Annotated in this window: 19 protein-coding genes; 7 read left to right on the top strand and 12 right to left on the bottom strand. The window is 72.6% G+C overall.

Going from position 1 to position 24407, the window contains the following annotated elements; all coding sequences use genetic code 11:
- Window positions 1-88 precede the first annotated feature (88 nt).
- From NUT86_RS25935 to deoC, 4 genes are all read right to left on the bottom strand, one after another.
- On the bottom strand, window positions 89-778 hold the full coding sequence (locus NUT86_RS25935) for a hypothetical protein (protein WP_159486485.1): 690 nt from the start codon (window positions 776-778) through the stop codon (window positions 89-91).
- Between the two features lie 106 nt (window positions 779-884).
- Window positions 885-1754, bottom strand: a complete 870-nt coding sequence (locus NUT86_RS25940; protein WP_274737816.1) for an aldehyde dehydrogenase family protein — start codon at window positions 1752-1754, stop codon at window positions 885-887.
- Entirely contained in the window at window positions 1747-3177 is a 1431-nt protein-coding gene (locus tag NUT86_RS25945) for an aldehyde dehydrogenase family protein (RefSeq protein WP_018089213.1), read from the bottom strand. The genes NUT86_RS25940 and NUT86_RS25945 overlap by 8 nt, the downstream gene beginning before the upstream one ends.
- 7 nt (window positions 3178-3184) lie before the next feature.
- Window positions 3185-4180, bottom strand: a complete 996-nt coding sequence (deoC, locus tag NUT86_RS25950) for a deoxyribose-phosphate aldolase (RefSeq protein WP_266439471.1) — start codon at window positions 4178-4180, stop codon at window positions 3185-3187.
- A gap of 234 nt (window positions 4181-4414) precedes the next feature.
- On the opposite strand from deoC, the gene NUT86_RS25955 reads away from it, so the two are divergent.
- A complete protein-coding gene (locus NUT86_RS25955) occupies window positions 4415-5038 on the top strand; it encodes a PH domain-containing protein (protein ID WP_274737818.1) in 624 nt (207 codons plus the stop codon).
- A gap of 204 nt (window positions 5039-5242) precedes the next feature.
- Here the strand turns inward: NUT86_RS25955 and NUT86_RS25960 are convergent, their stop codons facing one another.
- The 3 genes from NUT86_RS25960 to NUT86_RS25970 all read right to left on the bottom strand — a co-directional run bounded on the left by NUT86_RS25960 (window position 5243) and on the right by NUT86_RS25970 (window position 8636).
- Window positions 5243-6925, bottom strand: a complete 1683-nt coding sequence (locus NUT86_RS25960) for a phospho-sugar mutase (RefSeq protein WP_274737820.1) — start codon at window positions 6923-6925, stop codon at window positions 5243-5245.
- 296 nt (window positions 6926-7221) lie between these two features.
- Window positions 7222-8043: a purine-nucleoside phosphorylase gene (locus NUT86_RS25965; protein WP_018089217.1), complete on the bottom strand. Its 822-nt coding sequence runs from the start codon at window positions 8041-8043 to the stop codon at window positions 7222-7224.
- Window positions 8044-8198: 155 nt separating this feature from the next.
- Window positions 8199-8636: a gamma-glutamylcyclotransferase gene (locus NUT86_RS25970; RefSeq protein ID WP_018089218.1), complete on the bottom strand. Its 438-nt coding sequence runs from the start codon at window positions 8634-8636 to the stop codon at window positions 8199-8201.
- 139 nt (window positions 8637-8775) lie between these two features.
- On the opposite strand from NUT86_RS25970, the gene NUT86_RS25975 reads away from it, so the two are divergent.
- Entirely contained in the window at window positions 8776-10221 is a 1446-nt protein-coding gene (locus tag NUT86_RS25975) for an NAD(P)H-quinone dehydrogenase (RefSeq protein WP_018089219.1), read from the top strand.
- A gap of 292 nt (window positions 10222-10513) precedes the next feature.
- Window positions 10514-11500: a DeoR/GlpR family DNA-binding transcription regulator gene (locus tag NUT86_RS25980; protein ID WP_078518582.1), complete on the top strand. Its 987-nt coding sequence runs from the start codon at window positions 10514-10516 to the stop codon at window positions 11498-11500.
- A gap of 90 nt (window positions 11501-11590) precedes the next feature.
- On the opposite strand, the gene NUT86_RS25985 is transcribed toward NUT86_RS25980, so the two are convergent.
- On the bottom strand, window positions 11591-12226 hold the full coding sequence (locus tag NUT86_RS25985; RefSeq protein ID WP_078518583.1) for a TetR/AcrR family transcriptional regulator: 636 nt from the start codon (window positions 12224-12226) through the stop codon (window positions 11591-11593).
- Window positions 12227-12576: 350 nt separating this feature from the next.
- Between NUT86_RS25985 and NUT86_RS25990 the strand changes: the two genes are divergently transcribed.
- Window positions 12577-13761: an alpha/beta hydrolase gene (locus NUT86_RS25990; protein ID WP_274737824.1), complete on the top strand. Its 1185-nt coding sequence runs from the start codon at window positions 12577-12579 to the stop codon at window positions 13759-13761.
- 76 nt (window positions 13762-13837) lie between these two features.
- On the opposite strand, the gene NUT86_RS25995 is transcribed toward NUT86_RS25990, so the two are convergent.
- Window positions 13838-15607 (bottom strand): acetyl/propionyl/methylcrotonyl-CoA carboxylase subunit alpha, encoded by a 1770-nt coding sequence (locus tag NUT86_RS25995; RefSeq protein WP_274737826.1) that lies wholly within the window; start codon window positions 15605-15607, stop codon window positions 13838-13840.
- Window positions 15608-16087: 480 nt separating this feature from the next.
- On the opposite strand from NUT86_RS25995, the gene NUT86_RS26000 reads away from it, so the two are divergent.
- The 3 genes from NUT86_RS26000 (at window position 16088) to NUT86_RS26015 (ending at window position 22216) form a co-directional block, all read left to right on the top strand.
- On the top strand, window positions 16088-16552 hold the full coding sequence (locus NUT86_RS26000; RefSeq protein WP_229837997.1) for a hypothetical protein: 465 nt from the start codon (window positions 16088-16090) through the stop codon (window positions 16550-16552).
- Between the two features lie 150 nt (window positions 16553-16702).
- Window positions 16703-20035 carry a protein kinase domain-containing protein gene (locus NUT86_RS26010; protein WP_342456257.1) on the top strand — a complete coding sequence of 1111 codons (3333 nt, stop codon included), beginning with the start codon at window positions 16703-16705 and terminating at the stop codon, window positions 20033-20035.
- A gap of 60 nt (window positions 20036-20095) precedes the next feature.
- Window positions 20096-22216, top strand: coding sequence for a serine/threonine-protein kinase (locus NUT86_RS26015; RefSeq protein ID WP_274737829.1), 2121 nt, complete (start codon window positions 20096-20098; stop codon window positions 22214-22216).
- Window positions 22217-22255: 39 nt separating this feature from the next.
- On the opposite strand, the gene NUT86_RS26020 is transcribed toward NUT86_RS26015, so the two are convergent.
- The 3 genes from NUT86_RS26020 to NUT86_RS26030 form a co-directional block, all read right to left on the bottom strand.
- Window positions 22256-22819 (bottom strand): DJ-1/PfpI family protein, encoded by a 564-nt coding sequence (locus NUT86_RS26020; protein WP_018089227.1) that lies wholly within the window; start codon window positions 22817-22819, stop codon window positions 22256-22258.
- Window positions 22820-22870: 51 nt separating this feature from the next.
- Window positions 22871-23701: an MOSC domain-containing protein gene (locus NUT86_RS26025; RefSeq protein ID WP_018089228.1), complete on the bottom strand. Its 831-nt coding sequence runs from the start codon at window positions 23699-23701 to the stop codon at window positions 22871-22873.
- Window positions 23702-23779: 78 nt separating this feature from the next.
- The gene (locus tag NUT86_RS26030; protein WP_026169556.1) at window positions 23780-24391 is read right to left on the bottom strand and encodes a nucleoside triphosphate pyrophosphatase; all 612 of its coding nucleotides are present in this window, start codon (window positions 24389-24391) and stop codon (window positions 23780-23782) included.
- Window positions 24392-24407: the final 16 nt, after the last annotated feature.

Consider the following 24407-nt stretch of genomic DNA (forward strand, 5'->3'; position numbering starts at 1 on the left):
CGGGCGCTGCCCCGGCGGCTCCCACCGCCCGGACCGCGCGCCCCGCCGCAGGAGCCGCGGCGGTCGAAGGGCCTGGGCAGGACCGGGATCAGCGCCCCCGGAAGGCCCCGACCATCGCCTCCATGTCCTCCTGGAACGAACAGCACAACGCCAGCCATGAGCCGTCGACGAAGACCAGGTCGAAGCGGCCACGGGGGAACACCGCGCGCGGCCTGGGTCGCAGTTCCGCGATGTTCGACAGCTGCACCTGGGCGGCGACTTCCAGCTCCGGCGGGCGCTCCCGCCAGCCCGAGGCATGATCCGTCAGCACGAACAGCCGGCGGTCGGTGAGCGCCTGGTGCTGCGGCGAGCCGCCCGCGTTCGTGACCTGAACGAGGAACCGGCCGGCCATGCTCGCCCAGTCGCCCTCCATGGTCGTGCCGAACAGGGCGCGGTTCGCGGCGTCGTCGACGGCGTCCTCGATGTTCTCCCGGGCCTCGTTGAGGGTTTCCGCGACCGTGCCGACCGCGCGCGTCACCGGGTTGTTGACCAGCCGGTTGTCGAGCAGCCGGCCGCCGGGCCGGCTGCCGGCCGTACCGCTGGGCGGCCGCGACGCCTTGTCGAGCACCTCGCCCAGCGCCCCCAAGATCCCCTTCTTGCGCGCCGACCGCTGCCGGGGCGCCCGCAGCTGGGCGGGCACGAGCGGCAGATCGGGGTACTCGGTGTATTGCCTGGCCTCCCACAACACCTCACCGGGGTGCAGGAACTGGCGGCAGGGGGTGACGTGATCAGGTTTCACGCCCTCATCTTCCCTGTCCGGTACACCACAACAGTGCGGGGCCCCGCCACATGGGCGAGACCCCGCACCGTCGTTCCGCGGACGCCGTCCGGGCGCCACAGCAGCCCTAAACCCCCATGGGATGCCAGACCGTCTTCGTCTCCAGGAAGGTCAGCAGGCGGCCGGTGCCGGGGTCGGCGGTCCAGTTCGCCGCCGACGGGCGGAGCACCCGCTTGAGGTTGTCGGCCGCGGCCGTCTCCAGGTCCTTCGCCAACGCGTCGTCCGCGCCCGCCAGATCGAGGGCGTTGACGTCCTGGTGGGCGGCGAGCGGGGCCGCCAGTTCCGCGGTGCGGCCGGAGAGGATGTTGACCACGCCGCCCGGGAGGTCGGAGGTGGCGAGCACCTCGGCCAGGGAGAGGGCGGGCAGCGGGGCGTTCTCGGCTGCCGCCACGACCACCGTGTTGCCGGTGACGATCGCCGGGGCGATCACCGAGACCAGGCCGAGGAACGACGAGTCCTGGGGGGCCAGGACCGCGACCACGCCGGTCGGCTCGGGGGAGGAGAGGTTGAAGTACGGACCGGCCACGGGGTTGGCGCCGCCGGCGATCTGGGCGACCTTGTCGGACCAGCCCGCGTACCAGACCCAGCGGTCGATCGCCGCGTCCACCTGGGCCGTGGCCTTCGCCTTCGACAGCCCCTCGGCGGCGGCGACCTCGGCGACGAACTGGTCGCGGCGGCCCTCCAGCATCTCGGCGATGCGGTAGAGGATCTGGCCGCGGTTGTAGGCCGTGGCGCCGGACCAGCCGCCGAACGCCTTACGGGCGGCGACCACCGCGTCCCGGGCGTCCTTGCGGGAGGCCAGCGGGGCGTTGGCGAGCCATGTGCCCTTGGAGTCGATCACCTCGTACACCCGCCCGCTCTCGGACCGGGGGAACTTGCCCCCGACGTACAGCTTGTAGGTCTTGAAGACGGAGAGTCGGCCAGTCAGCTCAGACATTGAGGTACGCCTCCAGACCGTGCCGGCCGCCCTCGCGGCCGTAGCCCGACTCCTGGTAGCCGCCGAAGGGCGAGGCCGGGTCGAACTTGTTGAACGTGTTGGACCAGATGACGCCCGCGCGGAGCTTGTTCGCCATCCACAGCATCCGCGAGCCCTTCTCCGTCCAGATGCCGGCGGAGAGGCCGTACGGGGTGTTGTTGGCCTTCTCCACGGCCTCGGCCGGGGTGCGGAAGGTCAGCACGGACAGCACCGGGCCGAAGATCTCCTCGCGGGCGATGCGGTGCGCCTGGGTGACGCCGGTGAACAGCGTCGGGGCGAACCAGTAGCCGGTGGTGGGGAGTTCGCAGGACGGCGACCAGCGCTCGGCGCCCTCGGCCTCGCCCGCGTCGGCCAGCGCGGTGATCCGGGCCAGCTGCTCGGCGGAGTTGATGGCGCCGATGTCGGTGTTCTTGTCGAGCGGGTCGCCCACGCGCAGGGTCCGCATCCGGCGCTTGAGGGCGTCCAGCAGCTCGTCCTGGACGGACTCCTGGACCAGGAGGCGGGAGCCCGCGCAGCAGACGTGGCCCTGGTTGAAGAAGATGCCGTTGACGATGCCCTCGACGGCCTGGTCGAGTGGCGCGTCGTCGAAGACGATGTTCGCCGCCTTGCCGCCGAGCTCCAGGGTCACCTTCTTGTCCGTGCCGGCGACCGTACGGGCGATGGCCTTGCCGACCTCGGTGGAGCCGGTGAAGGCCACCTTGTTGACGTCGGGGTGCGCGACCAGCGCCGCGCCCGTGGAGCCCTCGCCGGTCAGGATGTTGACGACGCCCTTGGGCAGGCCCGCCTGACGGCAGATGTCCGCGAAGAACAGGGCGGAGAGCGGGGTCGTCTCGGCGGGCTTGAGGACGACCGTGTTGCCGGTCGCCAGCGCCGGGGCGATCTTCCACGCGAGCATCAGCAGCGGGAAGTTCCAGGGGATGATCTGGCCGGCGACGCCCAGGGGGCGGGGGTTCGCGCCGTAGCCCGCGTGGTCGAGCTTGTCGGCCCAGCCCGCGTAGTAGAAGAAGTGCGCGGCGACCAGCGGCAGGTCGGCGTCCCGGGACTCGCGGATCGGCTTGCCGTTGTCCAGCGACTCCAGCACGGCCAGCTCGCGCGAGCGCTCCTGGAGGAGCCGGGCGATCCGGAAGAGGTACTTGGCCCGCTCAGCGCCGGGCAGCGCGGACCACTTCTCGAAGGCCTTGCGGGCGGCCTTCACGGCGCGGTCGACATCATCGGCGCTCGCCTGGGCGACCTCGGAGAGGACCTCCTCGGACGACGGGGAGACGGTCTTGAAGACCTTGCCGTCGGAGGCCGGGGCGAACTCGCCGTCGATGAACAGGCCGTAGGACGGCGCGATGTCGACGACCGCGCGGGACTCGGGTGCGGGTGCGTAATCGAAGGTCATGGGAGCCTCAGTCCACCGTGACGTAGTCGGGGCCGGAGTAGCGGCCGGTGCTGAGCTTCTGGCGCTGCATCAGCAGGTCGTTCAGGAGGCTGGAGGCGCCGAAGCGGAACCAGTCGGCGGTCAGCCAGGGCTCGCCGAGCGTCTCGTTGACCATGACCAGGTACTTGATCGCGTCCTTGGTCGTACGGATACCGCCGGCCGGCTTCACCCCGACCTGGACGCCGGTCGTGGTGTGGAAGTCACGGACCGCCTCCAGCATCAGGAGGGTGACCGGCGGGGTGGCGTTGACGGCGACCTTGCCGGTCGAGGTCTTGATGAAGTCGGCGCCCGCGAGCATCGCCAGCCAGGAGACCCGGCGGACGTTGTCGTACGTCTGGAGCTCACCGGTCTCGAAGATGACCTTGAGGTGGGCGGCCGTGCCGTCGGGGCGCGCGCAGGCCTCCTTGACGGCCTTGATCTCCTCGAAGACGTCCATGTAGCGGCCGGAGAGGAAGGCGCCCCGGTCGATCACCATGTCGATCTCGTCGGCGCCGGCCGCGACCGCGTCACGGGTGTCCGCCAGCTTGACCGGCAGCGCGGCGCGGCCCGCGGGGAAGGCGGTGGCGACGGACGCGACATGGATACCGGAGTCGCCGAGTGCCTCCTTGGCCGTCGCGACCATGTCCGGGTAGACGCAGATCGCCGCGACCTTGGGGCTGGTGCGGTCGGTGGGGTCGGGGTGGACGCCCTTGGCGCACAGCGCCCGGACCTTGCCCGGGGTGTCCGCGCCTTCGAGGGTCGTCAGGTCGATCATCGAGATGGCGAGATCGATGGCGTACGCCTTCGCCGTCGTCTTGATCGAGCGGGTGCCGAGGGTGGCGGCGCGGGCCTCGAGGCCGACCGCGTCGACGCCGGGGAGGCCGTGGAGGAAGCGGCGCAGCGCACCGTCGTCGGCGGTCACGTCCGCCATTGACGCCAGACGCCCCGCGGCTTCCTTGCCGTATGCGGGAACAGTGATGGGCATGGTCACGAGGGGAGCATATCTACGCGCGTAGCGCCATGTCATCCCCCTCGGCCGTCCGAATCCGGGCGGGCGGGCGGGGCATCCGGCCGGCCGGACACGGCCGATTTCGGCAACATGCCCGGTGGCGGGCGCCCATGAAGGGTGCGGCCGGCGTCCGGACGCGCCCACACCCCGCGCCCGAATGATGCCGTAACGCAATGTCCGGCATCCGGACGGTCAGGCAGAATCGGCCTCATGACGAGCCCGGACCGCACCACCCCGCCTCAGCAGCAGTACGCGGAGCGCAGCTACCGCTCGCCCGCGGCCCTCGTCGGCGGCGCACTGCTCCTTCTGCTCGGACTCTGGCTCGGCGGCGACGCACTGCTGCGGGGCGTCGTGCACACCAAGCTCACGGCGCTGTTCGCGCTGCTCCTCGGGGTGCCGCTGGTGATCGCCTTCACCCTGCGGCCGCAGGTCAGGGCGGGCGAGGACCGGCTGACGGTGCGTAATCCGTTCCGTACGATCACGCTGCCGTGGGGCGCGGTGGAGGATCTGCGGGCGGCGTTCTCCACCGAGGTGTTCACCAGCGGCGGCAAGTACCAGCTCTGGGCCGTCCCGGTCTCGCTGCGGCAGCGCAAGAAGGTCAGCCGCCAGGCGGCGCGGGGCTCCGCGCCCCGGCCCCGTTTCGGGCTGAACGCCGACGCCGGCCCGGTGCCGCGCGCCATGGCCGACCAGACCCTCGACGAGCTGCGCGAGATCAAGGAACGCGCCGCCCACCGCGAGAGCGCCCAGGGCGAGCCGGTGGTGCGCTGGTCGTACGAGGTCCTCGCGCCGATGGTGGTGGGCGCGGTGGGGCTGGCCGTGATGGTGGCGCTGTAGCGGTCCCGCGGCTGCGGCCCGTAGTGGGGGCCAGGGAGTTGCGCGCACCCCAGGGTTGTTTCCCCGCCGCCCACCCCGGTGTTGTTGTTTCCCCGCCGCCCACCCCCCTTCGGGGGGTGGGCGGGTACGGGAGGGGAGGCGCGGGTAGGCAGGCGCGGGTAGGGAAGGCAGGACGGGGAAGGTAGGGCGGGTAGGGGCGTCGGCTCAGATCCCCGCCGCCTCCGACAGATCCGCCTTGATCGACGCCAGCGTCGCGTCGGCCTTCGTACGGGCCTCGGGCAGGGCCTCGGCCGAGGGCACCGGGACCACGACCTCCAGGTAGCACTTGAGCTTGGGCTCGGTGCCGCTGGGGCGGACGACCACGCGGGCGGCCTCGATGCCGGCCTCCGGCGAACCGGACAGGTAGTAGCGCAGCCCGTCGGTCGGCGGCAGCGTCTCCGTGCCCCGGTTCAGATCGTCGGCCCGGGTCACGCTCAGGCCCGCCAGCGCGGTCGGCGGCTGCGCGCGCAGCCGGTGCATGGCGTCGGCGATCAGCGACAGGTCCTCGACGCGGACCGAGAGCTGGTCGGTGGCGTGCAGCCCGAATTCCAGGGCGAGGTCGTCGAGCAGGTCGGTGAGGGTGCGCCCGGACTGCTTGAGTTCCGCGGCCAGCTCGGTGATCAGCAGGGCCGCGGTGATGCCGTCCTTGTCGCGGACGCCCTCCGGATCGACGCAGTAGCCGAGCGCCTCCTCGAAGGCGTACCGCAGACCGTCCACCCGGGCCAGCCACTTGAAGCCGGTCAGCGTCTCCTCGTACGGCAGCGAGGCGCCGGCCGCGATACGGGACATCAGCTGGGAGGAGACGATGGTCGTCGCGAAGGTGCCGGACGCCCGCTTGCTCACCAGGTGGGCGGCGAGCAGTGCCCCGACCTCGTCGCCGCGCAGCATCCGCCAGCCGTCCGGAGTGCCGGGGGCGGGGACGGCGACGGCGCAGCGGTCCGCGTCGGGGTCGTTGGCGATCACGATGTCGACGCCGGCGGCGCCCCGGTCGCGGGCGGTGGCGAACGCGAGGTCCATCGCGCCCGGCTCCTCCGGGTTGGGGAAGGCGACCGTCGGGAAGTCCGGGTCCGGCTCGGCCTGTTCCGCGACGACCGTCGGCGCCGGGAACCCGGCCCGGGCGAAGGCGGCGACGAGAGTGTCCCGGCCGACGCCGTGCATCGGCGTGTAGACGACCTTGGTGTCCCGGGGCGAGCCGGGGGTCAGCACCGCGTCCGTACGCGCCAGATAGGCGTCCAGGACCGTCTCGTCGAGGGTTTCCCAGCCGGCCTCCGGGCGCGGGACGTCGGCCAGTGAGCGGACCGCGGCGATCTCGGCGGCGATCTCGCCGTCCGCGGGCGGCACGATCTGCGAGCCGTCGCCCAGGTAGACCTTGTAGCCGTTGTCGCGCGGCGGGTTGTGGCTGGCGGTGACCTCGACCCCGGCCACCGCGCCCAGGTGCCTTATCGCGAAGGCCAGGACGGGGGTGGGCAGCGGGCGCGGCAGCACCGCGGCGCGCAGGCCCGCGCCGACCATCACGGCCGCCGTGTCGCGGGCGAAGTCGGCGCTCTTGTGGCGTGCGTCGTAGCCGATGACCACCAGGCCCGAGCCGTCACCCTGCGCCTTGAGGTACGCGGCGAGGCCGGCCGCGGCGCGGATGACCACGGAGCGGTTCATCCGCATCGGGCCCGCGCCCAGCTCACCGCGCAGCCCGGCGGTGCCGAACTGGAGGGTGCCGGCGAAACGGGCGGCCAGCTCGTCGGTGTCCTCGGCTTCGATGAGCTTGGACAGCTCGTCCCGGGTCTCCGGGTCGGGGTCCTCGGCCAGCCAGGCCTGGGCCCGGTGGATCAGCTCCGTGGGATCGGTAGCCACGTGATGCTCCTGACGGTGGATGCGGGTGGGGGCGCGCTGAGGACAGCTGGGGAGGGCTGGGCGCTCTCGGCTCGTCACGCATACCCCGTACGCGCGTACGGGGAGCCGCAGAACCGGCCAATGCCACTGGATGGCAGCGCGCGGGGGAGGGCCGCGCCGCGCGGCGGGTGGACCGGCGGGCGGACGGCGGGACCGGTGCGGCGGTGACGGCGGCGGGGCGGCCCGGCGGGTGTGGCGCACCCGCCGTGGCCGTCTGCCGTCGTCGTCCGGGCGCGGCGCGGTGGCGCCGCGGTGTCTCAGAGCTTGCCGAGCACCTGGGCGAGCAGGCTGCCCATCCGGGTCGCGGAGTCGCGGCCGGCCTGCAGCACCTCTTCGTGGTTGAGCGGCTCGCCCGTCATGCCGGCGGCGAGGTTCGTCACCAGCGACAGGCCGAGCACCTCGGCGCCGGCCTCGCGTGCCGCGATGGCCTCCAGGACCGTGGACATCCCGACCAGGTCGGCGCCCAGGGTCCGGATCATCTTGATCTCGGCCGGGGTCTCGTAGTGCGGGCCGGGGAACTGGGCGTAGACGCCCTCCTCCAGGCTCGGGTCGACCTCCTTGCACAGCGCGCGCAGCCGCGGCGAGTACAGATCCGTCAGGTCGACGAAGTTCGCGCCGACGATCGGGGAGGTGGCGGTCAGGTTGAGGTGGTCGCTGATGAGGACCGGCTGGCCGGGGCGCATGCCCTCGCGCAGACCACCGCACCCGTTGGTGAGCACGACGGTCTTGCAGCCGGCCGCGACGGCGGTGCGGACACCGTGCGCGACCGCGGCGACCCCGCGGCCTTCGTAGTAGTGGGTACGGCCCAGGAAGACCAGCGCCCGCTTCGCACCGACCTGGTACGAGCGGATCGTGCCGCCGTGCCCGGCGACGGCCGGCGCCGGGAAGCCGGGCAGCTCGGTGACGGGGAATTCGTGCTCGGGCGCGCCCAGGGCCTCGGCGGCCGGAGCCCAGCCGGAGCCCATCACCAGGGCGACGTCATGGGTCTCGGCGCCGGTCAGCTCACGCAGACGGGCGGCGGCGTCGGCGGCGGCACCCTGGGGGTCGCGCGCGATGTCCGGAGTAACAGATGCGTTCACGCGGACGAGGGTAGCCGGTATTCCCCTACGCGCGTAGATGTCGCTGCTCACGGTGCTGGGATCGGACGGTTGTGGCATCTGCCAAAAGCAGGTCCCCGGGCGCGTCGCGGCACCCGTACGGCGGCGCGCCCGCCGCGGCCGGCCCGTGCCGCACGTCAGCAGGGCCGCTTGCGCAGCTCCATCACATAGTCGTGCGGCGCGCCCGCCGACTCCGCGGCATCGGCGATCTCGCCCAGATAGCGGGCCGACGGCAGACCGCCCTCATAGCCGTTGAGGACATAGATCCACGCCGCCTCGTCGCCGTCGAGGGTGTGCACCCGCACCCGCATCCGGCGGTAGATGTCCATACCGACGCCCTCCCAGCGGTCCATGGACTCCTCGTCCATGGGCGCGATGTCGTAGAGCGCGACGAAGAGCTGGGAGGCGGGGGCTTCGACGACCGTCGCCAGTGCGCCTTCCCAGCCCATCTGCTCGCCGCCGAAGGTGAGCCGCCAGCCGTTGAGCCAGCCGGTGCCGCGCAGCGGCGAGTGCGGTGCGCGGCGGGACATCAGCCGCGCGTCGAGGTTGCCGGCGTACGCGGCGTAGAGCGACATGGTTCCGAGGGTACGGGAGGTTGCCCTTCGGGCTCGTGGTACCGGAGGTTCGGACGGTAGCCCAGGTGGAGCGCGCTCCGGTGCCCGTCAGGGACGGAGGATGCCCCCGGGCGAGAGCGACGTACGGGCGTGCGGGACAATGGAGTACGTGACTCGGATCGTGATCATCGGTGGCGGACCCGGCGGATACGAAGCTGCCCTGGTGGCGGCTTCTCTCGGCGCGGAGGTGACCGTCGTCGACTGCGACGGTCTGGGCGGGGCGTCGGTGCTGACCGACTGCGTGCCGTCGAAGACTCTTATCGCCACGGCCGAGGTGATGACGACCTTCGACTCCTCGTACGAAGAGCTCGGCATCATCGTCGAGGACGACACTCCGCACGTGGACCGGCCCGCCCGGGTCGTCGGCGTCGACCTCGGCAAGGTCAACCGACGGGTCAAGCGCCTCGCGCTCGCCCAGTCGCATGACATCACCGCGTCCGTGACCCGCGCCGGCGGCCGGGTCATGCGCGGTCGCGGGCGGCTGGAGCCCGGCCAGGCGCCGGACGGCTCCCGCAAGGTGACGGTCACCGCCGCCGACGGCACCTCCGAGGGGCTGATCGCGGACGCGGTGCTGATCGCCACCGGCGCGCACCCCCGCGAGATCCCGGACGCGCTCCCCGACGGTGAGCGGATCCTGAACTGGACGCAGGTCTACGACCTCGACGAGCTGCCCGAAGAGCTGATCGTGGTCGGTTCCGGTGTCACCGGTGCCGAGTTCGCCGGTGCCTACCAGGCGCTCGGCTCCCGCGTCACCCTCGTCTCCTCCCGCGACCGCGTGCTGCCGGGCGAGGACCCGGACGCCGCCGCCGTCCTGGAGGACGTCTTCCGCCGCCGCGGCATGAACGTCATGTCGCGCTCCCGGGCCCAGTCCGCCAAACGGGTCGGCGACCGCGTCGAGGTCACCCTGGCCGACGGCCGCACGATCTCCGGTACGCACTGCCTGATGGCGGTCGGCTCCATCCCCAACACCGAGGGCATCGGCCTGGAAGCGGCCGGCGTCAAGCTCAAGGACTCCGGCCACATCTGGACCGACAAGGTCTCCCGCACCTCCGCCCAGGGCGTGTACGCGGCCGGTGACTGCACCGGCATCTTCGCGCTGGCGTCCGTCGCCGCCATGCAGGGCCGGATCGCGATGTACCACTTCCTCGGTGACGCGGTCACCCCGCTGAACCTCAAGACGGTCTCCGCGAACGTCTTCACCGACCCGGAGATCGCCACCGTCGGCTACTCCCAGGCCGACGTCGACAGCGGCAAGATCGACGCCCGGGTCGTCAAGCTCCCGCTGCTGCGCAACCCGCGGGCCAAGATGCAGGGCATCCGCGACGGCTTCGTGAAGCTGTTCTGCCGCCCCGGCACCGGCATCGTCGTCGGCGGTGTGGTCGTCTCGCCGCGCGCCAGTGAGCTGATCCATCCCATCTCGATCGCGGTCGACAACAACCTGACCGTCGAGCAGATCGCCAATGCCTTCACGGTCTACCCGTCGCTGTCCGGCTCGATCGCCGAGGTCGCCCGCCAGCTGCACACGCGCAAGGCCGCCAGCGAGTAACCGGTGTGCGGCAACCGGCGGACGGCCGCGGTCGATTGTTTGTGCCACCGGTGAGCACTTGGGATGAAACGTGCCTGCAGCGGGCAGGTGCCGACCCACTGCCGCGGGGTGGCCGTCGTCCGGGCCGTCGGGGCGCCTGACCAGGCGCCAAGCCGGTCGTCCCGCCCGGGAGTTCGACATCCGCACGACATATGCATACCGCATACCACGTCACGCTCCGCAGTGTGAGCAACTTCCGTTAATTGGTGCAACCTGCTGAAAACAGACGGTCGTTGGCGTTACTGTCAGTTTCGTGTTCGCTGCAGAACGTCGCCAATTGATCCTTGAAATGGTGCGCGCCAATGGAGCCGTATCGCTCCGGGAGCTCGCCCGCGTCGTCCAGACCTCCGAAGTAACCGTACGGCGGGACGTGCGGGCGCTGGAGGCAGAGGGACTGCTCGACCGCCGGCACGGCGGTGCGGTCCTGCCGGGAGGCTTTACCCGCGAATCAGGATTCCCACAGAAATCCCATCTAGCGACCGCGGAGAAGACGGCCATCGCCGATCTCGCGGCCGGCTTCGTCGAAGAGGGCGAGGCCATCGTCGTCGGCGCGGGAACGACCACGCAGGAGCTGGCCCGCCGGCTCGCCCGCGTCCCCGGTCTGACCGTCGTCACCAACTCCCTTCTGGTCGCCCAGGCGTTGGCCCATGCCAACCGCGTCGAGGTCGTGATGACCGGCGGCACCCTGCGCGGCTCCAACTATGCGCTGGTCGGCAGCGGTGCCGAACAGTCCCTCCAGGGCCTGCGGGTGTCCCGCGCCTTCCTGTCGGGCAGCGGCCTGACCGCAGAGCGCGGTCTGTCCACCTCCAACATGCTCTCCGCCAGCGTCGACCGGGCGCTGGTGCAGGCGGCGGGGGAGGTGGTGGTGCTCGCCGACCACACCAAGCTCGGCTCCGACACGATGTTCCAGACCGTGCCGACGGATGTGATCACACGGCTGGTCACGGACGAGCCGCCGGGTCATGACGACCGCGCCGCCACGGAGCTGCAGGCGCTGGCCGACCAGGGCGTGCAGATCGCCGTCGCCAACGGCTCGGGCGTGGGCCACGGGCCGGGGCAGCCGGGGATGGACGGTGGCCCGGGGGACCGCAGAGGGCCCCGGCGGGACGTCCCGCTCCCGGGCCAGCGGCGCAGCCATCCGCAGGGTGGCGGGGCAGGTGGTCCACAGCTCCGCTCGGCCCCGTCCCTGAGTGAGGCCTCCGGCGGCCGGGTCGCCGATTTGGCCCCACGGCGGCGCTGAGGCAGAAGCCGGGGGCGCGCCACCGGGGCGCGCCGACCCGGCGCCGGGGTGCCCGTCGGGCCTCTCCTGCCCTGATCCGCCGGACACCCCCTAGTGGTTCTCCCCCTTCAGCCCGCGCAGGGTGAGTGTCAGCAGCCGGTCGGCGAGCTTGGGGTCGTCCGGGGATTCCTCGACGGCCAGCGCGATGCCGTTGGTCAGCTGCATCAGATCGCTGATGCTCACATCCGGGCGTACGGCCCCGGCCTGCTGGGCGCGGGTCAGCAGCGCATCGCCGGCCTCCCGCATCGGCACGCTGCACCGCCGCATCCCCGAGCTGTCGTCCGCCGATGCCGTCATCAGTGCCCGCGACAGCCCGCGGTAGGTGGTGGCGTGGGTGATGATCGCGCGCAGCCATTCGACCAGCGCGGCGCACGGCTGCGGCGCGTCGGCCAGCTCCCTGGCGTGGGTCAGCAGGGCGTCGACCTCCCCCTGGAAGACCGCGCCCATCAGGGCGGTCCGGTTGGGGAAGTGCCGGTAGAGGGTGCCGATGCCGACGCCGGCGCGGCGCGCGATGTCCTCCAGCGAGGTGTCCGTGCCGTGTTCGGTGAAGGCCGTACGGGCCTCGGTCAGCAGCCGGTCGTAGTTGCGGCGGGCATCGGCCCGCATGGGGCGCACGTCAGGCGTCCGCGCAGGTGCGGTCGCCGCCGGGCCCGTCGTCTGCGGCTGCCCTGCCGTCTCGGTCGCCATCGCCGTCCTCCCTCGACCCGGCCGGTTGCGGCCCGGTGGCTCCAGGATGCCATTGCGTGCACGGGCGGCTGCCCCGGTCCCTGGGCCGGGCCTGGCGGAGGGGGCCTCCGAAGCAAGGGGAACGGTTCCGCCGCGCCCGCCCGGTGGCCGTCCGGCAGCGCTGGGATGAAGTCCCGGCATCCCCCGGTGGTCGTGCGGCCGAACACCTCGCCGTCCCCGCAACGCCGCGCCTCCAAGGGCCATCAAACCAGGCGCAATGAGGTCTTCCGGGGGTCTTCCGGAGGCCCGGGAAGACGCCGTGACCGGCCGCCGGGGAAGCGGGCGCGGCGCGGGACATCTGGGGAAACGCCATGGGACTGACCAGTCGATCGCTGTTGTACGCCGTGGCCGCGGTCGCCGTGGTCTGTGTGGGCCTCACGCTCTGGCTGTGGCCGCGGTTCGCCGGGCGCGGGCCGCGGGCGCTGCTGGGGCGGCTCGGCTCGATCTTCGTGACCCAGCTGACCATCGTGGCGGCGCTCGGCCTCGTGGTGAACACCAACTTCCAGTTCTACGCCTCGTGGCACGAGCTGCTCGGGCTGTACGACGACGCACCGGCCGCCGTCGGCAAATGGGGCGACCAGGGAACGGCCGGCCCCGTCGGTGACCCGTCGAAGGGCCTGGTGCAGACCTCGGGGCCGGAGGGCCTGGACAAGGTGCACGGGCTGCCGAAGGGGGCGCCGGAGCAGGCGGGCAAGGTCGAGACCGTACGGATCGTCGGGAAGCGGACCCGGGCCGTGAACCCGGCGTACGTCTATCTGCCGCCGCAGTACTTCCAGCCCCAGTACGCCCGCCAGCGGTTCCCCGTGATCGTCGCGCTCAGCGGCTACCCCGGCGGCACCTTCCTGCTCGGCCAGCATCTGCGGCTGCCGCAGACCGCCGGCCGGCTGATCCGGGCCGGCAAGATGCAGCCGACCGTCATCGTGATGCTGCGGCCCACCATCGCCCCGCCCCGCGACACCCAGTGCGTCGATGTGCCGGGCGGACCGCAGGCCGAGACGTTCTTCGCGCGCGATGTGCCGGACGCGCTCAAGTCGCACTACCGCGTCGGTCACGACCCCGGCGGGTGGGGCCTTCTGGGCTACTCCTCGGGCGGCAGCTGCGCCCTCCAGCTCACCATGCGGCACGACCGTACGTACACCGCGGCGGCCGCCCTGTCGCCCGACTACAAGGTCAGCAACGACGCCACGAGCGGCAACCTCTTCGGTGAGGGCCGCGACCGGGTGCGCCGCCGCCAGGAACACGACCTGATGTGGCGTCTGGAGCATCTGCCCGCGCCCCGGGTGAACGTCCTGGTGGGCACCAGCCGTACCGGCGAGAAGAACTATCCGGCGGCCAGGGCCTTCCTCGCCGCCGTCAAACCGCCGATGAAGGCGGACTCCGTCATCCTCGACCACGGCAGCCACAACTTCGCCACCTGGCGCCGTGAACTGCCCGCCGCGCTCCAGTGGATGGGCAGGTCACTGAGCTTCCCGGAGGACGTGGTGGGGAACTCGTAGGGGCCGCGGAACGGCGCGAGGGGCCCCCGGCGGTGATGCCGGGAGCCCCTCGTCCGTCGGGCGGGATGCCGTCGGGTCAGTCCTTGATCTCGCAGATCACCGCGCCGGACGTGAGGGCGGCGCCGACCTCGGCGGTCAGGCCCTTGATGGTGCCGGTGCGGTGGGCGTTGAGCGGCTGCTCCATCTTCATGGCCTCCAGGACGACGACCAGCTCACCCTCGGTGACCTGCTGGCCCTCCTCGACGGCGACCTTGACGATGGTGCCCTGCATCGGGGAGGCCAGAGCGTCGCCGGAGGCGGCGCCGCCGGACTTCTTGGCGGCCTTGCGCTTCGGCTTGGCACCGCCGGCGACCGCGGCCCGGGCCAGCGGCATGCCCAGCGAGGACGGCAGCGAGACCTCCAGGCGCTTCCCGCCGACCTCGACGACGACCGTCTCGCGGCTGTCGGCCTCGGCCTCGTCCGCGCCGGGGGCGGCGAACGGGGCGATCTCGTTGACGAACTCGGTCTCGATCCAGCGGGTGTGGACCGTGAACGGGTCGGTGGAGCCGGTGAGTTCGGGGGCGAACGCCGGGTCCTGGACGACCGTGCGGTGGAAGGGGATGGCGGTGGCCATGCCCTCGACGGTGAACTCGGCCAGCGCACGGGCGGCGCGCTGCAGCGCCTGCTGGCGGGTGGCGCCGGTGACGATCAGCTTGGCGAGGAGGGAGTCCCAGGCGGGGCCGATGACCGAGCCGGACTCGACGCCCGCGTCCAGGCGGACGCCCGGACCGGCCGGCGCGTCGAACGTGGTGACCGTGCCGGGGGCCGGGAGGAAGTTGCGGCCCGGGTCCTCACCGTTGATCCGGAACTCGAAGGAGTGGCCGCGGACCTCCGGGTCGTCGTAGCCGAGCTTCTCGCCGTCCGCGATCCGGAACATCTCACGGACCAGGTCGAGGCCGGTGACCTCCTCGGTGACCGGGTGCTCGACCTGCAGCCGGGTGTTGACCTCCAGGAAGGAGATCGTGCCGTCCTGCCCGACGAGGAATTCGCAGGTGCCGGCGCCCTCGTAGCCGGCCTCCTTGAGGATGGCCTTGGAGGCGCGGTACAGCTCGGCGTTCTGCTCCTGCGTCAGGAACGGGGCCGGGGCCTCCTCCACCAGCTTCTGGTGGCGGCGCTGCAGTGAGCAGTCACGGGTCGAGACCACGACGACGTTGCCGTGCTTGTCGGCCAGGCACTGGGTCTCGACGTGCCGCGGGCGGTCCAGGTAGCGCTCCACGAAGCACTCGCCGCGGCCGAACGCGGCGACCGCCTCGCGCACCGCGGAGTCATACAGCTCCGGAACCTCTTCGAGCGTACGGGCCACCTTCAGACCGCGGCCGCCGCCACCGAAGGCGGCCTTGATCGCGATGGGCAGGCCGTGCTCCTTGGCGAAGGCCACGACCTCCTCCGAGCCGGAGACCGGGTCGGGCGTGCCGGCGACCAGCGGCGCACCGGCACGCTGGGCGATGTGCCGCGCGGCGACCTTGTCGCCGAGGTCACGGATGGCCTGCGGGGGCGGGCCGATCCACGTCAGCCCGGCGTCCAGGACGGCCTGCGCGAACTCCGCGTTCTCCGACAGGAAGCCGTACCCGGGGTGGATGGCGTCCGCGCCCGAATCGGCGGCGGCAGCCAGGACCTTGGCGATGTCCAGGTAACTGGTGGCAGGAGTGTCACCGCCCAAGGCGTACGCCTCGTCTGCCGCGCGTACGTGCAGTGCGTCCCGGTCGGGGTCGGCGTAGACGGCTACGCTGCCGATCCCCGCGTCCCGGCATGCACGGGCAACGCGAACAGCGATTTCGCCACGGTTGGCGATGAGCACCTTGCGCACGATGGGTCCTTCCTTGGCGCTTCGCCGCATCTATTGGATGCCGCGATTTTAGGGACTGGCGACACCGCGTGCCGACCCGTTCCCTGGGGTGAGCTTGCCCACACGGAGTGTGCTCGGGGCGCCAGTGAGGAACCTAAGTCCCCTGGTATCCCAGGGTAGGCCCGGATTCCTGGGCTCCGGCTCGCGACCTGGTGTGGCCTAGGTCTCGAACTTTGGACGTCCAGCGGATCGTCAATTCTTTGTGGAGTCCCTACGAATGGGCGAAGGAAACTTTGCGGTCCGCTCCGTCCGTCGGCGCGCCGACGGCCTCGTGTCCACAGTCGTCCCTGCCCACCCGTGCACAACCCTTGCCCCAGCTATTACCCATTAGTAGCGTGCCCGATGTCTTCTGTACTCGCGGTAACCGGGGTAACGGCGGCAACAGGCGCCCACATGGCGCATCGGGCTGGACAACGGCGGAAGTGGGTGGACGGGGTGAGGGTGGCACGACGACCGGTGGCCTTGGCCGCGGCGGTGGTACTGATCCTGGAGGCGTTCGGGATCGTGCTGCTCAACTGGATTCTGAGCATCGTCGTGGACCGGCAGCAGATGTCCCTGGCCGGTCTGCAGCCCCGCGCGATGTCCACCGGCTCCTGGGTGGCCGGCATTCTCTTCGGCCTCTTCCTGCTGTTCTGCGCCGCCGTGCTGCTCCGCAGCGCCCTGCGCGACCGCGCCCCCGGAGGCTTCACCCGTATCGCCCTCATCGGCTGCGCGGTGGTGCACGGCATCCTGGGCGCCTTCTCCGTCGGCCTGGTCGGCTGGGTCGCCTTCCTCGCGATGATGGTCGTGCTGGGGCTGCTGGTGCTGACACTGATGGCCTACAACGAGGGCCTTACGGGGGATGCGCGGGGAAACGCGGAAAACACCCCGAACGGCGCACCGCCGGTGGCCCCCACCTCCGCCTGACCCCCCTCGCTTCCCGCCCGGCGGCCGGATCCGCCGCTCCCCGGCCGGGCCCGAACTCCCCGTCCCCCGGGGCCGATCGACTCCCCCGGGGCCGTACGACACGCCCGGGTAGGCTCTTCGCGCGATGTCGTAGGACGGGGGACGGTGGGCATGCCTGCATCGGCTGCGGGTGCGGAGGGCCGGGGGCGCGGGAGCGCGATAGGTCCCTACACGGTGTTGCGGGGGCTGGATGACGAAGCGTCCGGCATACCCGTACCGGAGCGGCGGTTCATCGGGCGGAGCGCGGACGGCGACCGTACGGTCCTGATCAGTGCGCCGTTGCCGGGTGCCGACCCCGGCCGGTTCCTGGCCGAGGCGGAGACCTCGCGCTATCTGCTCGGACCCTGGTCCTCGCCGGCCACCGAGGTCGCCGCACCCGGCGACGCGCCCTGGCACGCCCGCCCGTACGTGCCCGCGCTCCCGCTGCCCGCCGCGCTCACCGTGCACGGCGGCCCGCTGCCCGAACGCACCGTACGGGCGCTCGGCGCGGCCCTCGCCGAGACCCTGGCCATCGGGCACGGGCAGGACCTGGCCCATGCCGGTGTGTCGCCCGCGGCCGTGCTGCTGGCGGCCGACGGGCCCCGGCTGACGTGCTTCGGGGCGGTACGGGCCGCCGCCGGGGACGGCGCCCCGCGCTCCGGGCTGCCGGGCCTGGAATCGGGCAGCCTGCCGCCGGAAGAGGCGGCGGGCGGGCGGCCGCATCCGGCGGGCGATGTCTACGCACTCGGCGCGACGCTCGCGTATGCCGCGACCGGGTACACCGTGCCGGAGCGGGAAGAGCTCCCGGCCGCCCTGCGGTCCGTCGTCACGGCCTGTCTGTCCCGGGACCCGGCGGCCCGCCCGCGCCCCGCCGACTGCTCGATGCGCTCGGCCCGGCGCCCGGACCGCCCGCGCCGGGGGCCGGGGCCGCCGGACCGCCGACCCCCGCCGCGGGGCTCGGCCCCGCCGGACCGCCGACCCCCGCCGCGGGGCTCGACCGCGCCGGACCGCTGTCCTCCGCCTCGGGGCTCGACCCCGCCGGGCCGCTGTCCTCCGCCTCGGAGCTCGGCCCCGCCGGAAACCCGGCCGGTCGCGCCGTCGCCCTGCTCGGCCCCGGCTGGCTGCCCGGCCGGATCATCGCGGCCCTCGCCCGCCAGTCGGCCGAGCTGCTCGCCGCCACCCTCCCGGTTCCGCCCGCCCCACAGGACTGACACCCCCATGCCGTTCCCTCTCGCCCATGACGACCCGCCCGGCCTGGGCCCGTACCGCCTCCTCGCCCGGCTGGGCAGCGGCGGTATGGGCACCGTCTATCTGGCCCGTTCCCCGGGCGGCCGGACCCTGGCGCTCAAGACGATGCACGCCCGGATCGCCGCCACCACGGAATTCCGCACCCGGTTCCGGCTGGAGGCGGATGCCGCCCGGGTCATCGGCGGCCGCTACGGCGCACAGGTCGTCGAGGCCGATCCGCTCGCCGCGACCCCCTGGATGGCCACCGAGTACGTGCTCGGCCCGCCCCTCGACGACGCGGTGGAGCTCGCCGGCCCGCTGCCCGAGGCGTCGGTCCGCGCCCTGGGGGCGGCGCTCTGCGGGGCGCTCGGCCAGCTCCATCACTCGGACGTCGTGCACCGTGACCTCAAGCCGTCGAACATCATGGTCACCGCGCACGGCCCGAAGGTCATCGACTTCGGGATCGCCCGCGCCCTCGGCGACGACCGGCTGACCCGTACGGGCGCCGCGGTCGGCACCCCGGCGTTCATGTCGCCGGAGCAGGCCACCGGGCAGGAACACACCCCGGCCGGAGACGTCTTCGCGCTCGCCGGGGTCCTGGTCTTCGCCGCCACCGGCCGCGGCCCGTTCGGCGACGGACAGCCCGCCGACCTCCTCTACCGCGTCCGCTACAGCGAGCCCGACCTCACCGGCACCCCCGCCGCCCTCGTCCCGGTCCTGTCCCGCGCCTTGGCCAAGGACCCCGCCGAGCGCCCGTCGACCGCCGAGCTGGCCGCCCAACTCCACGACGGAGGAGGGGAGTTCGCCGATCATCTGCCGGATGCGGTGCTGGCGGAGATCGGCCGGCGGGCGGGCGAGGTCTGGCAGCTCGTGCCGCAGCGGCTGCCCGCGCCGCCCGACCAGCCGGCGACCGCGCCGTCCGCCGACGTCCCCGCCGCCGGTGGGCTGTCCCGCCGGGGGCTGCTGATGGCGGGCGCGGGCTCGGTGCTCGGCGTCGCGGGGGCCGGGGCGGGGGTATGGGCCTGGCTGGGACGGGACCAGCCGACGCCGGGTCCCGCCACCGGGCCCGGATACACCAAGCCGAAGCCGGGGCCGAGCGTCAGCGCGCTGAAGAAGAAAAAGCTGGACTCGGTGTGGCAGAAGCAGATCAGCGGTCCCGACGAGGACCAGAACCCCGAAGTGCCCCTGGTGGCAGGCGACCAGATCGTCATGGTGTCCGATGCCGAGGCGCGCGGGGTGGACGCGAAGTCCGGTGAGTCCCGGTGGACGTTCTCGCTGTCCTTCGACGAGCGCTGGCAGGTCGCCTCGGACGGTGCCCGCGTCTACCGGATCACGCGGGAGGAGGAACGGGAGAAGGGCAGCATGTTCCCGAAGTCCGTTTCGTGGTTCCTCGCCCGTGTGGACCTCGCCACGGGCAAGGCCGGCAAGAACCTCGCCCCGGTGTCGGACGACCAGCACAACGGCCTCGACAGCCGGTTGTTGGCGGTCGTCGACGACACCGCCTATCTGGCGATCTCCCACGGCAAGGCCAAGAAGTACGAACGCCAGCTCCCCTGGTCCGTGGTGGCGCTCGACCTCACCAACGGGAGCCGGAAGTGGACGGACCCCTTGCCGTTCCAGGCCGCCGAGAGCGACGAGAACCACTTCCTGTCCGCCAAGGTCGTCGGAAACCGTCTGGTGCTCCTGCAGCAGATGAACGACGGCACGGTCCGGATCGTCGCCCGCGACCTCCGCACCGGGAAGGTGGCCTGGGGCAAGCCGTGGAAGGGCGCCGACCGGCGGCACGTACGGGACCCGCTCACGGCCGATGACCAGCATCTCTACCTGGGCCACGGCCCGTTGCGGGCGCTGCGGCTGAGCGACGGCGGCCAGGCGTGGGACACCTCCGGCACCCGCCCCGGGAAGACGTACGGACCGCCGGTCCTCAAAGACGGTGTGCTGTACGCGGTGGAGGAGGACCTCGGCCTGGTCGCGTTCGGCACCGGCGGCGGGAAGCCGCGCTGGACGGAGAAGAGCTGGGAGGGCAAATCGGCGGACCACCTCGTCCGCCCCGTGATCGGCTCCGAGTACGCCTACTCGTACAGCATCACCGGCACGTTCCTCCGGGCCGTCGGCCTCACCTCGCACACCACCGAACAGCTGTACAAGACCAGCGGGAAGAAGTTCACCGCCCATGAGAAGAGCCGGACGGTCATCGCCTCCGGGCCCGACTTCCTCGCCGGCTTCCCCCTCCGCTGACCCGCCGCGCCCCGCCCCGACGCCCCCACCGGCCGCGAACTCGCCAGAAGGACACCGTCCATGAAACCGCTCGGCACCGGCGACCCGCTCCGCCTCGGTCCGTACCGCCTGCTCGGCGTGCTCGGCGAGGGCGGTATGGGCAAGGTCTACGTCGGCCAGGACACCGAAGGCACCGTCGCCGCGGTCAAGGTCCTCCGGCCCGAGCTCACCGGCGAGGAGAACCTCGCCCGCCGCTTCGTCCGGGAGGCGCAGGCGGCGACGGCCGTGACCGGCAAGGGCGTGGCCCGGGTGCTGGGCACGGACACCGAGGGCGGACGCCCGTGGATCGCCACCGAGTTCCTGGCCGGTCCGACCCTCGACGAGGCCGTCGAGGCATACGGCCCGTTCGACGAGCCCGCCGTACGCGCCCTCGCCGCGTCGCTCGCGCACACCCTCGCGGACATCCATGCCACCGGCCTGATCCACCGCGACCTCAAACCGCCGAACATCGTCCTGACCTCGGACGGTCCGCGCGTCATCGACTTCGGCATCGCCCGCCCCGAACACGGCCTGACCCTGACCACCACCGGACAGGTCCCGGTCACCCCCGGCTACGGCGCCCCCGAGCAGGTCCTGGGCCGCCGGGTCGCGGCCCCCGCCGACGTCTTCTCGCTCGGCGTCGTCCTCGTGCACGCGGCCAGTGGACGGCGGGCCTTCGACGGCGGTCATATCGCCGCCCTCCAGTACAAGGTGGTGCACGACGAGCCCGATCTGACCGGTGTCCCGGAGGCGCTGCGCCCGCTCATCCTCCCCCTGCTGGCCAAGGACCCGGCCGTCCGCCCCACGCCCGACCGGATCGCCGCCGCCTTCGCACCACCGCGCGGCGCCGAACGGGCCTGGCGGCGCGGCCCGGTGAGCCAGGCGATCAAGGAGCGGGAGAGCGGCATCCACGAGCTGACCACCGCGGTCAACGGAGCGACGGCCCCCGGGCAGGTCTCCCGCCGCCGGCTGCTCACCGGTCTGGCGGCGGGCGGGGTGGTGCTCGCCGCGGGCGGCGGGGCGGCCGCCGCCTGGTGGCCGCGGCCGCCGAAGCCGACCGAGAAGAAGGTCGACCTCTTCGCCTACCCGCCCGCCGTCAAGACGCCCACGGCGCACCTGCTGAACATGGACAACGGCGACCTCGTCGTCGGCGGGTCGCTGAACGTGCTGTGGGCCGTGCACCACCTCGCCCACAACACCCCGGCCCCCCTGCCCGTCCGGGACGTCGTCGTCTTCGGCGTCCGCGGTGGCGGGATCGCCGCCCACAACGTCGTGGACGGCAAACGGCGTTGGGCCGCCCCCGGCATCAAGGCCGGCGGCCGCTATGTGTCCCTCTCGGACCGGCTGCTCGTGGCCGTCGACGCCAAGGGGACGCTGCGCACCTTCGTCCCCTCCACGGGGGAGCCTCGGTGGACCGCCGCGGTCGGCGCCGAGGCCGTGCTGGCCGCCGACGACACGGCCGTCTACGTGCTGACGAAGGACGACCGGCTGCGCGCCGTCGGCCGTTCCGACGCCAAGGTCCGCTGGACCGTGCCCCTCGACAAGCCCTTCCGCAAGGCGAACCTGCCGGGTGTCATCGCCCATGGCCGGCTCGTTCTGGGCACCTACGACGGCAATGTCCTCGCCGTGCGCACCGCGGACGGCCGCCGGGCCTGGGACCTGCGCGGCCAGTCCGACACCATCATCCGCCCGGCCTGTCACGGCAGCACCGTCTACCTCCACGGCAAGTCGATGACGGCCCGGAGGATCACCGATGGCAAGGAGCTGTGGACGGTCCGCAGGCGCACCCTGCCGATCCACTTGAAGGGCAAGCCGCCCTACGCCGAGTGGGGCCCGGTGACCGCCACGGCGGACGCCCTCTACGCCACGCACGAGGGCTACCCCGGCGAACCCGCATACTCCGCCAAGTGGCATCCCAGCGACGGCCATTACGTGTCCGGGCTCCGCGGCAGGTCCAATGTCTACACCCCGGTGATCCGCCAGGGGAACGGCCTGTGGATGATCGCGGATGACGAAGCGGGCGACGTCACCGCGGTGAACCAGGAGGACGGCCGGCAGGTCGCGACGCACACGGTGGGGGGCGACCGCCAGGCCCTGGCGGCCGACGGCAACCGCGTCTTCGTCCTGAGTGACGCATCGCTCTACGTCCTGCCGGTGTTCTGACGCCCCGTCCGGCGCCGCCGCCCTCCTCGCCCCCGCCCCCTACTTCACCGGCGCATGCTCCCGCAGCACCTCCAGGAACGCGCGCATCCACTCGGGGTGGTCGTTCCAGGCGCGGGCCGAGACGACCTTGCCGTCGACCACCGCCGCGCCGTCGACGAAGGTGCCGCCGCCCATCTCCACGTCCGGTGCGCAGGCCGGGTAGGCGGAGGTGCGGCGGCCCTTGAGGACGCCCAGCGGGGCCAGGGAGATGGCCGCGTGGCAGATGTGGGCGACGGGCTTGTCGGCGTCGAAGAAGTGGGTGACGACGCGTCGGTAGTCGGCGTCGTTGCGGAGGTATTCGGGTGCCCGGCCGCCGGGGAGCACCAGCGCCGCGTAGTCGGCCGGATCGACCTCGGACAGGGCGAGGTCGGACGGCCAGGAGTGGCCCTCGCGCTCCACGTAGGTGTCGAAGTTGTCGACGAAGTCATGGACGACGAACTGGAGCTTCTTGCGGGAGGGGGCCGCGATCCGGGGCTCGTACCCCTCCTCCAGCAGCCGCTGGTAGGGGTAGAAGAACTCCAGGTCCTCGGTGGCGTCACCGGCGACGATCAGGATCTTCGGCATGGTGCGGACTCCTCACGATGGTGTCGATCGGGGCGATCGAGTCGTTTCGGATCAATCGGTTCCCCACTCGGTGACCTCGAATGCGTCGCCCACCGCCACCTTCCCGGTCGCCAGCACCGAGAACTTCGATCCGAACGCCACCCCGCCCTCGGGCACCCGCCGGTACGAGGCGAGTGTGCGCAGCGGCTCGGGGCCCGCCTTGCCGCCCGTCCGCTGGTCGACGAGGGTGACCGCGCAGCGGACGGCGAGCTTGGTGAAGCCCAGCTCGCCGCCGCCGACCGTGACCCGTCGTACCCGGTCCTCGGTCTGCGGGGTGTCCCAGCCGTCCACCACGAGGTTGGGCCGGAAGCGGTCCATCGGGACCGGCGGGCGGCCGGCGGCGGCGATCCGGCGGTTGAGGTCGTCGAAGGAGGCCAGGGAGAGGACGTGCATCGCGCTGCTGTCGGCGAAGCCGGAGGTGCCGGGGGTGAGCCCGTCGGTCACCCGGTCGTGCTCCGGCGGTACCCGCACCAGCCGGCTCTCGGCGCCCAGCGCCTCGGACAGCCATCCGGCCACGCGGTCCCCCTGGTCGACCGCGCGGTACGGCTGACCGAACATCTCGACCTCGGACCGGACCGTCGAGCCGGTGCCGAGGTCGATGTCCAGGCGGAGCGGGTCCCTGTCCGGCGCGTGCAGGGTGAGGTGCGTCCCGTCGGCGCCGACCTCCGGCCGGATCACCGCCAGCCGGGGGTCCGTGCGCTGGCTGCGGAAGACGCCTCCGGGGCCGACCACCAGGAAACTGCGGTCGTGGGGGAGGCCGGCCGGGGTGAGTTCCGCCTCGGCCGCCGGAACGCCCGCGCAGCCCTTGACGGGGTAGCTGATCAGCTCGACAACTGTTGCCATGCGGGCAGCGTAGGCGCGGGACGCCGGCACGTCCCCGGCTTTACCGCGGCGTGGGACGTCCGGCGCCGGGGGCGCCAATCAGGTCCACAGGTCGGTGATCGCGACGTCCAGGTCGGCGAGCAGCCGGCGCAGCAGCGGCAGGGAGAGGCCGATGACATTGCCGGGGTCGCCGTCGATGCCGTCGATGAAGGGGGCGGAGCGGCCGTCGAGGGTGAAGGCGCCGGCGACGAAGAGCGGTTCGCCGCTCTCGACATAGGCGGCGATCTCCACGTCGGTCGGCTCGCCGAACCGGACCGTGGTCGAGGCGGTCGCGGCCACCCGGCGGCCGTTCGCGGTGTCGATGACGCAGTGGCCGGTCTGCAGGATGCCGGAGCGGCCGCGCATGGACTTCCAGCGGGCGGTGGCGTCCTCGGCGTCGGCGGGCTTGCCGAGCGCCCGCCCGTCCAGCTCCAGGACCGAGTCACAGCCGACGACCAGGGCGCCGGCGGCCTCCGGGCGGGCGGCGACCACCTCGGCCTTCGCCTCGGCCAGCACCCGGGCCAGCTCACCGGGCGTGGCAGCGGTGAGCGCCTCCTCGTCGACGCCGCTGACGATGACCTCGGGGGCCAGCCCGGCCTGGCGCAGCAGGGCCAGCCGGGCGGGGGACTGGGAGGCGAGGACGAGACGGCGGGGGCGGGACTCTTCGGTCATGCCCGCCATCGTACGG

This window comes from Streptomyces sp. G7(2002), assembly GCF_028870195.1.
GTDB lineage: Bacteria > Actinomycetota > Actinomycetes > Streptomycetales > Streptomycetaceae > Streptomyces > Streptomyces nigrescens.